The organism is Carboxydocella sporoproducens DSM 16521 (genome assembly GCF_900167165.1).
Taxonomy (GTDB): Bacteria; Bacillota.
Genome location: NZ_FUXM01000010.1, coordinates 20,734 through 33,532, shown reverse-complemented (window position 1 = coordinate 33,532; position 12,799 = coordinate 20,734). Strand labels below are relative to the sequence as shown.

Annotated in this window: 11 protein-coding genes; all 11 read left to right on the top strand. The window is 47.0% G+C overall.

The annotated features are described in order from the left end of the window. Positions 1-2 precede the first annotated feature (2 nt). The 11 genes from B5D20_RS05640 (at position 3) to B5D20_RS05590 (ending at position 12,774) form a co-directional block, all read left to right on the top strand. On the top strand, positions 3-1,166 hold the full coding sequence (locus tag B5D20_RS05640) for a 1-deoxy-D-xylulose-5-phosphate reductoisomerase (RefSeq protein ID WP_078665255.1): 1,164 nt from the start codon (positions 3-5) through the stop codon (positions 1,164-1,166). A gap of 5 nt (positions 1,167-1,171) precedes the next feature. Beyond that, the gene (rseP, locus tag B5D20_RS05635; protein ID WP_078665254.1) at positions 1,172-2,239 is read left to right on the top strand and encodes an RIP metalloprotease RseP; all 1,068 of its coding nucleotides are present in this window, start codon (positions 1,172-1,174) and stop codon (positions 2,237-2,239) included. Positions 2,240-2,245: 6 nt separating this feature from the next. Further along, entirely contained in the window at positions 2,246-3,298 is a 1,053-nt protein-coding gene (gene ispG / locus B5D20_RS05630) for a flavodoxin-dependent (E)-4-hydroxy-3-methylbut-2-enyl-diphosphate synthase (protein ID WP_107753467.1), read from the top strand. Beyond that, positions 3,299-5,020 carry a proline--tRNA ligase gene (locus B5D20_RS05625; protein ID WP_078665252.1) on the top strand — a complete coding sequence of 574 codons (1,722 nt, stop codon included), beginning with the start codon at positions 3,299-3,301 and terminating at the stop codon, positions 5,018-5,020. A 17-nt stretch (positions 5,021-5,037) separates the two neighbouring features. Beyond that, positions 5,038-5,667, top strand: coding sequence for a glycosyltransferase family 2 protein (locus tag B5D20_RS05620; RefSeq protein ID WP_078665251.1), 630 nt, complete (start codon positions 5,038-5,040; stop codon positions 5,665-5,667). Between the two features lie 5 nt (positions 5,668-5,672). After that, a complete protein-coding gene (locus tag B5D20_RS05615; protein ID WP_078665250.1) occupies positions 5,673-9,959 on the top strand; it encodes a PolC-type DNA polymerase III in 4,287 nt (1,428 codons plus the stop codon). A gap of 23 nt (positions 9,960-9,982) precedes the next feature. Further along, positions 9,983-10,522, top strand: a complete 540-nt coding sequence (locus tag B5D20_RS05610; RefSeq protein WP_078665249.1) for a GNAT family N-acetyltransferase — start codon at positions 9,983-9,985, stop codon at positions 10,520-10,522. Positions 10,523-10,680: 158 nt separating this feature from the next. After that, complete coding sequence (locus B5D20_RS05605) at positions 10,681-11,148, top strand: ribosome maturation factor RimP (RefSeq protein ID WP_078665248.1); 468 nt, start codon at positions 10,681-10,683, stop codon at positions 11,146-11,148. 17 nt (positions 11,149-11,165) lie between these two features. Then, positions 11,166-12,209: a transcription termination factor NusA gene (gene nusA / locus B5D20_RS05600; RefSeq protein WP_107753463.1), complete on the top strand. Its 1,044-nt coding sequence runs from the start codon at positions 11,166-11,168 to the stop codon at positions 12,207-12,209. Between the two features lie 5 nt (positions 12,210-12,214). Continuing rightward, positions 12,215-12,493: an RNase P modulator RnpM gene (rnpM, locus tag B5D20_RS05595; RefSeq protein WP_078665247.1), complete on the top strand. Its 279-nt coding sequence runs from the start codon at positions 12,215-12,217 to the stop codon at positions 12,491-12,493. After that, positions 12,475-12,774 carry a L7Ae/L30e/S12e/Gadd45 family ribosomal protein gene (locus B5D20_RS05590; protein WP_078665246.1) on the top strand — a complete coding sequence of 100 codons (300 nt, stop codon included), beginning with the start codon at positions 12,475-12,477 and terminating at the stop codon, positions 12,772-12,774. Before rnpM ends, B5D20_RS05590 begins: the two co-directional genes overlap by 19 nt. Positions 12,775-12,799: the final 25 nt, after the last annotated feature.

Below are 12,799 nucleotides of genomic sequence, written 5' to 3'. Positions count from 1 at the left end.
ACATGCGCAAAATAGGACTAATCGGCAGTACAGGTTCCATTGGGACACAAACATTGGAAGTAGTCCGTGCCCAGCGGGAAAATCTGCAAGTATCAAGCCTTGCTGCAGGACGTAACGTGGATTTATTGCTGGCTCAGATTAGGGAGTTTAAGCCAGAGGTAGTAGCAGTTGCAGAAGCGAAGGACGCTGAGTGGCTAGCTCAGCAACTGCGGGTTGAAAGCTGGGTTCCAGAAATCTACTGGGGTACTGAAGGTTTATTAAAAGCAGCTACTGAAGCTGAGATAGATTTGCTTGTGACGGCTATTACTGGTGCCCGGGGGCTGTTGCCTACTATTGCCGCTATTAAACAAGGAATTGATATTGCTCTGGCCAACAAGGAAACCCTGGTAGCAGCAGGAGAACTGGTGATGGCCCTGGCCGAAAAACATGGCGTCAAAATTATCCCGGTAGACAGCGAACATTCTGCTATTTTTCAATGTATTCAAGGGTCAAAGAAAAATGAAGTTAGTAAATTGATTTTAACCGCTTCCGGAGGGGCTTTTCGCGAGTGGGATATCCAGCGCCTCCAGGAAGCAACAGTTAGAGATGCTCTGGCTCATCCTAACTGGTCTATGGGAGCCAAAATAACCATTGACTCCGCTACCATGATCAATAAAGGTCTTGAAGTGATCGAAGCGCACTGGCTGTTTGGTATACCCTATGAACAGATCCAGGTGCTGCTCCACCCCCAGAGTATTATCCATTCACTGGTGGAGTTTTGTGATGGCTCCCAGCTGGCTCAATTAGGTTTACCGGATATGCGCCTGCCCATTCAGTACGCCCTCTCCTGGCCGCAGCGCTGGAGTGGGGCCTGGCCGCGGCTGGATCTGGCAAGTATCGGCAGCTTAACTTTTTCGCTGCCGGATTATGCCAAGTATCCAGGATTGAAATTAGCCTATCTGGCTGGTCAGGCAGGGGGACTGGCGCCAACGATTTTCAATGCAGCCAATGAAGTTGCGGTTACAGCATTTTTAAATGAGGAAATAAAGTTTGTGGAAATTGTAGATGTCATTGCAGCCACCCTGGACCAGTTTTCGCCTCAGAAGGCTGAAGATCTGGAGGTTGTGCTTCATATCGACCAGCAGGCGCGCTATAAGGCTGCTGAGTTGATTAAGAAAGGTCGGTGATTAAAATGACCAGTTTTCTTGTCTCGGTAATCGCTACTATCCTGGTTCTTGGTTTACTGGTGCTGGTACATGAGGCCGGACACTATTTTGCCGGCAGAGCGGTAGGCGTGAAAGTTTATGAGTTTGCTATCGGTTTTGGCCCTATGCTTTTTGGTAAAACCGGACGCAACCAAACTCTATATAGTGTACGGGCTATCCCACTGGGAGGATTTGTTAAATTTGCCGGGATGGATGAGGAAGAAGATACCGATGAAGATGGGGCGCTCAGATACCGGCCGGGGGAAGGCTTTAATGAAAAGAAACCCTGGCAAAAAGGACTGGTAATCCTGGCAGGACCGTTAATGAATTTTGTCTTAACTATCCTGATTCTAGCAGGAATTTTCTTCAAACTGGGTGTACCAGTAATTGAGCCGGTTATCGGTGAAGTGATAAAAAACATGCCTGCCGAAGCTGCAGGACTAAAGCCGGGAGATAGAATTATTGCGGTCAATGGCAAGACCGTAACGGATTGGGAAAAAGTAGTCCAGGAAATCAGAAAGCAGGAACAAGGGCGAGTTTCTCTGGAAATTCTCCGGAATCAGAAGAAGATGCTGATCGAGCTTAGACCCAAAAAGGACCCGGCAACAGGGCAGAGTATGATTGGTATTTCCCCTCAGCCACCAAAAATGAAATCAGTTAACCTCTGGGAAGCAGCCGGTTATGGGGTACTATATACAGGTAAAATTACTTCTACTGTTTTACACTATCTGGCTAACTTGTTTAAGATGCCCGACCCGACGGCAGGGCTGGCTGGTCCGGCTCGTATTAGTATGGAGATAGGCAAGGCTGCTCAGGCAGGTTGGCTGAACTTGCTGCAGCTAGCTGCTTTATTGAGTTTGCAGCTGGGATTATTTAATTTGTTGCCCATTCCGGCTCTTGATGGCAGCCGACTGCTGTTTGTAGGCTGGGAGGGGCTGGTCGGTCGCCGGGTAGACCCCAAACGGGAAAACATCGTTCACCTGGTGGGTTTTGCTCTGTTGCTGGTGTTAATGGTAGTGGTAACTGTAAATGATATTTCCCAGCTGATGAAATAGGGGGAGTTGTTTTTGGCCAGTAAAAAACAGATTAAGATAGGGAATATATTAATCGGAGGCGGAGCGCCTGTATCTGTTCAGTCCATGACCAATACCGATACCAGGGATGTGGAGACTACCCTGCAGCAGATTGAGGTACTGGCCCGGGAAAAATGTGAAATTATTCGGGTGGCCGTACCTGATGAAGAAGCAGCTCAGGCACTCAAGGAAATCTGCCGCAGGTCTCCCTTGCCGGTGATTGCCGATATTCATTTTGATTATCGCCTGGCCTTAAAGGCTCTGGCCCATGGAGTTGCAGGCCTGCGCATTAATCCTGGCAATATCGGAAGTGAAGATCGGGTAAAAGAAGTTGTGGCAGCTGCCAGGGAGCGAGCAGTACCAATAAGAATCGGGGTTAATGCCGGCTCTCTGGAGAAGGACTTGCTGGAAAAATACGGCCATCCCTGTGCCGAAGCGCTGGTTGAAAGCGCTCTCAGGCATGTAGCATTACTGGAGCGATTTGGCTATGAGGAAATAAAAATTTCCCTGAAAACCTCCCGGGTTCCGGTTTTGCTGGCTGCTTACCGACTGCTGGCACAAAAAGTGCCTTATCCCTTGCATATAGGTGTTACAGAGGCTGGCACCTTGTTCCGTGGTGTGATAAAATCATCAGTAGGTCTGGGAATATTGCTGTCTGAAGGTATAGGTGATACAATGAGGGTCTCCCTGACCGCTGATCCCGTTTATGAGGTGAGAACTGCCTGGCAGATTTTGCAGAGTTTGAATCTGCGTCAGGCTGGCCCGGAGCTGGTTTCCTGTCCCACCTGTGGTCGTTGCCAGGTGAATTTAATTAAGCTGGCAGAAGAGGTTGATCAGATTCTTTACCAGATAGACCGGCCCCTGAAAGTAGCTGTTATGGGTTGTGCAGTTAACGGTCCCGGCGAAGCCAGGGAAGCTGATATTGGCATTGCCGGGGGCAAAGGAGCCGGATTATTATTCAAAAAGGGACAGGTTATCCGCAAGGTGCCGGAAGAACAGTTATTATCAGCTTTGTTAGAAGAAATAAGGAGGTTGGATTAGTTGAGAGCATCCCAGTTATTAGCACCCACTTTGAGAGAGACTCCGGCTGAAGCCGAAGTTATCAGTCATCAGCTGCTGCTCAGAGCGGGATTTATCCGCAAAGCTGCCGCTGGTGTTTATACATATTTGCCTCTGGCACAGCGGGTTTTGCATAAGATAATGCAAATCGTCCGCGAAGAAATGAATCGGGCCGGGGGCCAGGAAATTACCATGCCCATCATCCAGCCTGCAGAGCTCTGGCTGGAATCAGGGCGCTGGCATGTTTATGGTGACGAGCTCTTCCGTTTAAAAGACAGGCACGGTCGCGAATTCGCCCTTGGACCAACCCATGAAGAAATCATTACTGACCTGGTGCGCAATGAAGTGCATTCCTATAAACAGCTGCCCCTGTTGCTCTATCAGATTGCCAACAAATACCGGGATGAGCGCCGGCCACGGTTTGGACTGATGCGAGGGCGCGAGTTTATCATGAAGGATCTTTATTCCTTTGATAAAGATGAAGTAGGCATGCAAATCAGCTATCAAAAAATGTTTGATGCCTACACCCGGATTTTTACCAGGCTGGGCCTCAAATTCAGGCCAGTAGAGGCCGATGCAGGTGCCATTGGGGGCAGCAGTACCCATGAGTTTATGGTACTTGCTGATGCGGGTGAAGCTACCATTGTGTACTGTGATACCTGTACCTATGCTGCCAATGTGGAAAAGGCTGAGTCCAGATTGATTGCCAGGGAAAAACAGGAAGCCCAGCCTTTAGAGAAAATCGCCACTCCGGAACAAAAGACCATTGATGAGGTAGCGGCCTTTCTGGGAATAGCTCCTGAACAGACTATTAAAACCCTGATCTATCATACTGAAAAAGGTCTGGTAGCTGCTGTGCTGCGAGGAGACAGACAGGTTAATGAAATCAAGCTGCAAAACCTGGTTGATACTTTGCAATTGCATCTGGCCAGTGATGAAGAAGTAGTAGAAAAGATCGGTGTAGCTCCTGGTTCAATCGGACCGGTGGGTCTAAAAGGCAAGGTATGGCAGGTCATTGCGGACCCGGAAGTAGTCCAGCAGAACAACCTGGTTTGTGGAGCCAATGAAGACGGCTATCACTTAAAAAACGTTAATTATGACCGGGATTATGCAGTTGACCTGGTTGCAGATATAAGGATGGTTGAGGCAGGAGAACATTGCCCGCGCTGTGAAGAAGGCAAATTGCTGACAGCAAAAGGTATTGAAGTTGGACAAGTATTCCAGTTAGGGACAAAATACAGTAAAGCTCTGAATGCTGTTTTTCTGGATGAAAATGGCAAACAAAAAGAAATGGTAATGGGTTGCTATGGTATCGGTATTACCAGGACAATGGCAGCTGCTATTGAACAAAACCATGACGAAAATGGGATCATCTGGCCGTTGGCCATAGCTCCCTATCATGTGGTGGTTATACCTGTATCCGAAAAAGATCAGCAACAGCGGGAAGCAGCGGAAAAAATCTATAGTCAGTTAACTCAGCTGGGGATTGAAACTGTAATTGATGATAGGGTTGAAAGGGCCGGCGTCAAGTTCAAGGATGCAGACCTGATTGGTTACCCCTATCGCCTTACTGTAGGCAAAACCCTGGCCGAGGGTAAAGTAGAGCTCAAGGAACGGAGAACAGGTAACACCCGGGTACTCGATGTAGAGGAAGCTGCACAGGTGATTGCTAATCTGGTCAAAGAAGAATTAGCCAGATACTAACTTGTGGAGGTTGTACCATGGGATGCTCTGCCATAATCCCGGCTTATAATGAAGCAAAAACTATCGCGCCAGTGGTGAAAACAACCAGGAATCATGCTCTGGTAGATGAAGTGATCGTTGTTTGCGATGGCTGTCAGGACCAAACCGCCATCCTTGCTGAGCAAGCAGGAGCAAAAGTGATCGAACTACCTTACAATCAAGGCAAGGGAGCAGCTCTGCTAGTTGGCGCCAGAGCTGCTCTTCATTCCGTTCTGCTGTTTCTTGATGCTGATCTGATCGGTCTTAGAGATGAACATATCACCAATCTTTTGAATCCAATTCTAAATGGACAAGCTGAAATGACAGTAGGTATATTTAGCGGGGGTAGGTTAACCACTGACCTGGCGCAAAAAATTACCCCCAGTTTGTCCGGACAAAGGGCCCTTTTACGGGACTTAATTACCCCCTATGATGAACTGGCCAGCACCCGCTACGGGGTAGAAGTTTTTATTAACAGTCTGGCCCGGGAGAAAGGTTGGAAAGTGCTGGAGGTAGAACTTTTTGATCTTACCCATCGAATGAAAGAAGAAAAGTTTGGCCTGGTTAAAGGGATGCAGGCCAGAATGAAAATGTACTGGGAAATTGCTAAATCCTTAACAGGGTGGTAATTACTATGCGCAGAATAGATTTCGGGCAACTGGCAGAGGAATCGCGCCTTTCTCCGGAAAGCTGTGCGCTGCTGGCAGAAGCAGAGATAATCAAAGTGGAAATCAGCCAGAAACAGGGGTTGTGGCTGGTTCACTTGAAAATCGGCGGGCTTCTGCCTCTGGAGGAATTAAACATACTGGAACAGGGGCTGGGGAATAAACTGATTCTGCCCGCTAAACTGAAGCTATTGTTATATTGTCCAGCCTCGGATTTGAGCCAGCAGTCAGTCCAGTTAAAGTCTTATCTGCTTGAGGCTGTAGGCGAAAAATCAGAAGTTTGCCGCAAGTGGCTGGAAATGTCGGAAGTGGAAATTGAGGCCGGACGTATTCTGATTTCAATGCCTAACCTGCTGGGAGTTCAGGTATTAAAGGACAAGAAGATTCCCGAACTAATCAGGGAATATTGCCTGAAACATTTTGAGTTTAGTCCGGAGGTGCTTCTGGATATCGGTCACCAGCCGAGCTTAGAGGAAGACCTGCCGGATGTGCAGACCATTTTGACTCAAAGGATTGAAGCAATAGCAAAAGAGGAAAAAACTGATAAGGAGCAGGAAAATAAAGAGCAAAGAAAAGAAGAGAAGGAAAGTCCTGTTTTAAAAGGCAAGCCTATTACCGCTACTCCTGTCCTGATTAAGGACGTTCTGGAAGAAGAACGGAATGTGGTTATCCAGGGGCAAATCTTCAATATTGAACGCAAGGAATTAAAATCCGGTCGGACTGTGACAACTTTTGCCATATCAGATCTTACCGATTCCATTCTGGTCAAGTTTTTCAGCGAGAAAAAGGATGAGGAACAGGAGAATTCCTGGCTAAAAGAAGGTAAATGGCTGAAAGTACGGGGACCAGTGCAATATGACCCTTTTTGCCGGGAACTGGTGGTAATGGCCTATGATATTAACATTGCCGAAGGGATACCTGAACGACAGGACCAGGCGACTGAAAAAAGGATTGAGCTCCATGCCCATACCAAGATGAGTGCGATGGATGGAGTGGCCAGTGCTGCGGATTTGGTTAAAACCGCTGCCCGGTGGGGACATGCGGCAATAGCCATTACCGATCATGGCGTAGTACAGGCTTTCCCGGAAGCGGCTGAAGCTGCGGGGAAGTATGGCATTAAAGTTATCTATGGCCTGGAAGGTTATTTAATCGATGATGGTCAGCCGATTCTGATCGGTGAAGTTAATGGACCAATTGCCGAATCGGATTATGTTATTTTTGACCTGGAAACAACAGGACTTAGTCCCTTAACCAATGATATTATTGAAATCGGTGCCGTAAAAATAAGGGCTGGACAAATTCAAGACAGATTCCACTGTTTTCTCAAGCCATCCCGGCCAATTAGTGAAGAAATTAGCCAATTAACAGGTATTACTAATGAAATGCTTGCTGAGGCTCTGGAGCCAGAACAAGGGTTGCAGGATTTTCTTAACTTCATTCGAGGGGCTGTTCTGGTGGCTCACAATGCCACTTTTGATGCTGGTTTTATCCGGGTGAAAATTGAACAGTATTTCAGCGAAAAATTGACTAACCCCCTCCTGGATACTTTATCGCTAGCTCGCTGCTTACTGACAATGAAAAATTATAAACTAGATCAGCTGGCCCGTCACTTTGAAGTAGACCTGGAACAGCATCATCGTGCCGATTGTGATGCTGAGGCTACTGCCCTGATTTTTCTTAAACTGCTGGAACTGGTAAGGGAAAAAGGCATAAATGAGATTCAGGAAATTAACAGTTTGATTAAAAACATCAATCTGGATAGTCTGAAATCTTACCATATTATTTTACTGGCCCAAAATAAGACTGGTCTCAAAAATCTGTACAAACTGGTTACCTTGTCCCACCTGCACTATTATCATCGTCATCCCCGCATTCCCAAAAGTCAGCTGATAAAACATCGTGAAGGCTTGATCATCGGCTCTGCCTGTGAAGCTGGAGAGCTTTACAGGGCTTTGCTCGACGGGACCAGTCAGGAAAAATTGGAAGAAATCGCCACATTTTATGATTACCTGGAGATTCAGCCCCTTGGCAACAATCAATTTTTATTGAAAGAAAATGCCGTCAAGAATTTAGAAGAGTTACAACGGCTGAACCAGGAAATTGTCAGGCTGGGGGAAAAGCTGCAGATTCCCGTTGTAGCTACTGGTGATGTGCATTTCCTCAATCCTGAGGATGAAGTTTATCGGCGAATATTAATGGCAGGCAAGGGCTTTACCGATGCTGATGACCAGGCACCACTCTATTTTAAAACTACCGAGGAGATGCTAGAGGAATTTGCCTATCTCGGGGAAGAGAAGGCGCGGGAAGTGGTAATTGAAAACCCGCAGAAAATAGCGGAATCGGTAGAAGTCTTTAAACCCATTCCGGATGAGTTTTATCCTCCCGTTCTAGAAGGTGCGGAGGAGCAAATTATCAACATGACGTATGAGACGGCAAAAAGAATTTATGGTGACCCCCTGCCGGAAATAGTACAGGCCAGGATAGATAAAGAACTGAATTCTATTATCAATAATGGTTTTGCGGTCTTATACTTAATTGCTCATAAACTGGTAAGAAAGTCCAATGATGATGGCTATCTGGTCGGTTCCCGGGGTTCTGTCGGTTCTTCCTTTGTGGCGACCATGACCGGGATTACGGAGGTTAACCCTTTACCCCCTCATTATGTTTGTCCGCAGTGTAAGAAAAGCGAATTTATCCTGGACGGGTCGGTAGGCTCTGGTGCGGACATGCCTGATAAGAACTGTCCTGACTGCGGTTGTAAATACAAAAAAGATGGCCATGATATACCCTTTGAAGTATTCCTGGGTTTCAAAGGCGACAAGGTACCTGATATTGATTTAAACTTTTCGGGTGAGTATCAGCCCCGGGCCCATAAATATACTGAGGAATTGTTCGGCCAGGGAAATGTCTTCCGTGCTGGTACTATCGGTACCATTGCCGAAAAAACCGCTTTCGGGTTTGTGAAAAAGTATTTTGAGGAACGCAGGATTCCCAAACGCAATCCAGAGCTGCTCCGCCTGGTCAAGGGCTGTACCGGTGTAAAGCGGACAACAGGCCAGCATCCAGGAGGGGTCATGGTAGTACCGCGGGATTGTGATGTTCACGATTTTACTCCTTTGCAGTATCCGGCCGATGATAAAAAATCCGGGGTGATTACCACTCATTTTGATTACCATTCCATCAGCAGCCGTCTGGTTAAACTGGATATTCTCGGACATGATGACCCGACGGTAATAAAAATGCTGGAGGATTTGACCGGAGTGGATGCCAAAACCATACCCCTGGATGAACCGAAAGTATTATCCCTTTTTTCCAGTACGGAGGCACTGGGGGTGACACCGGAACAAATTCGGAGTAATGTGGGCACTTACGGTATACCTGAATTCGGGACTAAATTTGTAAGACAGATGCTGGAAGATACCAAACCCAAAACTTTTTCAGAACTTGTGCGAATTTCCGGTTTTTCTCACGGAACCGATGTCTGGTTAAATAACGCCCAGGACTTAATCAAAAATGGCATCTGTCAGCTGGGAGAGGCCATTTCGGCCCGGGATGATATTATGATCTATCTGATCTATAAAGGACTGGAACCCAGCCGAGCTTTTAAAATTATGGAGGGCGTACGGAAAGGTAAAGGGGTAAAACCGGAAGATGAAGAAGAAATGCGCAAGCATAATGTGCCGGAGTGGTATATAGAATCCTGTAAGAAAATAAAATACATGTTCCCCAAGGCCCATGCGGTAGCCTATGTCATGATGGCGTTCCGGATAGCCTACTTTAAAGTCTATTATCCTGAAGCCTTTTACGCTACCTATTTCACCGTACGTGCCGATGAATTCGATGCGGAGCTCATTTGTCAGGGACCAGAGGTTGTACGTAAGACCATTGAAGAGATCGAGGCCAAAGGCTCTGACGCTACGCAGAAAGAAAAAAACCTGCAGACCATCTTAGAACTGGCTCTGGAAATGTATATGCGTGGAATCAAAATGCGCCGGATCAGCCTGGAAGAATCGGAGGCCAAGAAATTCATCATCACCCCGGAAGGATTACTGCCGCCTTTTGCTGGTTTACAGGGAGTAGGTGAAGCTGCAGCCCAGAATATTGTGGAGGCGCGGCGAGAAGCCCCCTTTGTGTCCATTGAGGATTTGCGGACCAGGGCCCGCCTGACCAAAACCGTCATCGAGGTGTTAGACCGGCATGGTTGTTTAAGAGGTTTGCCGGCTACCAGTCAGTTGCAGCTTTTTACTATGGCTTAAGATTAAAGATGGGAGGTTAAAGTATGGAGAGAGAGTGGCGTTTTATTGACCAAAAAGGGAGGGAAATTTGGCTCCGCCCTGCCCGGCCGGAAGATGCTGAAGGGATTCTCAGCAGTATAGCTTCAGTTGCCAGGGAGCGCAGTTTTATCCTCACCGAAAATGTGGGACGAACAGTGGAAGAAGAAGCTAAATATATCGCTAACCTGGATACTCAGCACAATCTTTTGCTGGTCGCTTTGCATGAAGATAAGGTTATCGGCGGTTTGGGAGCGTCCCAGGCAGGGGGAGGCAAGTATCCCAAACTGCAGCATGTGCTGGAAATAGGCCTGCATTTGGTTAAGGATTATCGGGAGGCCGGGATTGGCAGTCAAATGCTGGCTTATGCAATCGAATGGGCCAAAGAGAAAGGCTTCGGCAAACTAACAGCCCAGATTTTTACCACCAACCGTCGCTCAATCCATCTCTTTGAAAAACACGGTTTCCAGGAAGAAGGCAGAAGGAAAAGACAATATCGAATTGGCTCGGAGTATATTGATGAAGTAATGATGGGGTTGCTATTATAGTTGTACTATGGTATAATTGTTATAGTATCCCATGAATGGAGCGGATAAAGAGTGGGTCCATACCCACTCTTTCCTTTTGCAGAGATGGAATGGCTATTAAAGGATAGAGCCTGGGAAATAATAACCAGTGGAAATATTTGTTGAAGAGGTGAAAAAAATTGAATAAGAAAGAGGTTTGCCAGAAGGTACTCACATGGGCGCAGGAAATTGCGGAACCCCTGGGAATTGAAGTTGTTGATGTGGAACTGGAAAAAGAACATGGTGAATGGTATTTGCGCATTTTTATTGATAAACCGGAAGGCATCAATATCGATGATTGTGAAATGATTTCCAGGCAAATTGATCCTGTTCTGGATAATCACGATCCGATACCCTTCCCATATCATCTGGAAGTATCTTCTTTAGGACTGGACCGGCCCCTGAAAAACGACCAGGATTTGGCCCGGTCTTTGGGTAAGAAAGTCAGAATCAGTTTGTTTGCCCCTTTTGAAGGGAAAAAAGAATGGATAGGTACTCTACGGGCTTTTTCTAAAGAAAGAGTGGTTATTGGGATAGGAGAAGAGATGCTGGAAACCAGCATCCCACGTAATCAAATAGCCAAAATTAAATTAGAAATAGATTTTTAAGGAGGAAGGCACAGGCAATGAGTGGTGAACTACTGGAAGCACTGGTTGATTTGATGCGGGAAAAGGGACTGGACAAGGAAGTAATTATCGAAGCACTGGAAGCAGCTCTGGTTTCAGCCTACAAAAAGAACTTTGGTACCGGAGACAATGTCAGGGTGGATATTAACCGGGATACGCTGGAACTTAAAGTCTTTGCCAGAAAAACTGTAGTAGAAGAAGTGGCTGACCAAACCCAGGAAATCAGCCTGACCGAGGCCAGAAAAATTAACCCCCGCTATGACCTGGGCGATGTGGTGGAACTGGAAGTAACTCCCCGTAACTTTGGTCGGATTGCGGCCCAGAATGCCAAGCAGGTGGTAATCCAGAAGCTGCGGGAAGCTGAAAGAGGTCTGATTTATGAGGAATTTGCCAATCGGGAAGGGGACATTGTTACCGGGATTGTACAGCGCATCGAACGGGATAATGTTATCATCGATCTGGGCAAAACCGAAGCCTTGCTCTCCAAAAGTGAGCAAATGCCTACGGAAGAATACCATTCCGGGGACAGGATTAAAACCTATGTGGTTGAGGTCAAGCGTACCAATAAAGGCCCTCAGGTCTATGTTTCCCGTACCCATCCGGGGCTGATGAAACGCCTGTTTGAGCTGGAGGTACCTGAAATTCGGGAAGGAATTGTGGAAATCAAGGCGGTGGCCCGGGAAGCAGGATACCGTTCCAAGATTGCCGTCCATTCCAGAGATGAAAATGTTGATCCGGTGGGAGCATGTGTCGGTCAAAAAGGGGCCCGGGTGCAGATGGTGGTAAATGAATTGAAGGGCGAAAAAATTGATATTATCCCCTGGCATCCAGACCCGGCAGTGTTTGTGGCTGCTGCCCTGAGCCCTGCCAAAGTGGTTAAAGTAGAAATAAGGGATATGGAGAAAATGGCCAGAGTAATTGTGCCGGATTACCAGCTTTCTCTGGCTATTGGTAAAGAAGGACAAAATGCGCGTTTAGCAGCGAAATTAACAGGCTGGAAAATCGATATCAAGAGTGAGAGTCAAGCTGCCGAACTGGAGTGAGGCTGATGAAGGTAAAAAAGATTCCGGAAAGAAAATGCGTAGGCTGTCAGGAGATGAAGCCTAAAAAAGAACTGGTACGGATAGTACGGACTCCAGAAGGAGAGGTGCTGGTCGACTCGACTGGGAAAAAGAATGGGCGTGGGGCTTATATCTGTCCCAATTTGGAATGTTTAAAAAAAGCAGTCAAAGGCAAGCGGTTGGACAGAGCCCTGTCGGTTACCATTCCTCCTGAACTAATCAGTCAACTGGAACAGGAGTTGGCGGCATGCGAAACAGATGGTTAGGTCTCTTAGGGCTGGGGCAACGTTCAGGGAAAGTGGTATCGGGCGAAGCGGCTGTTGAGGCCATGTTGAAAAAAGGCAAAGGAGAATTACTGGTTCTGGCAGGAGATTTAAATAGTAAACGGATAAATGTTTATCAACACTGGGCTAAGTCCCTGGGTATAAAGAGCGTAATTGCCGGAACGAAAACGGAACTGGGCATAGCACTGGGCAAATCTCCCAGAGCCGTGGTACTGATTCTTGATGCCGAACTGGCAAAAGCCGTATATGAAAATCTGGTCTAAAAGCATAACTTCTGGGGGTGAATTC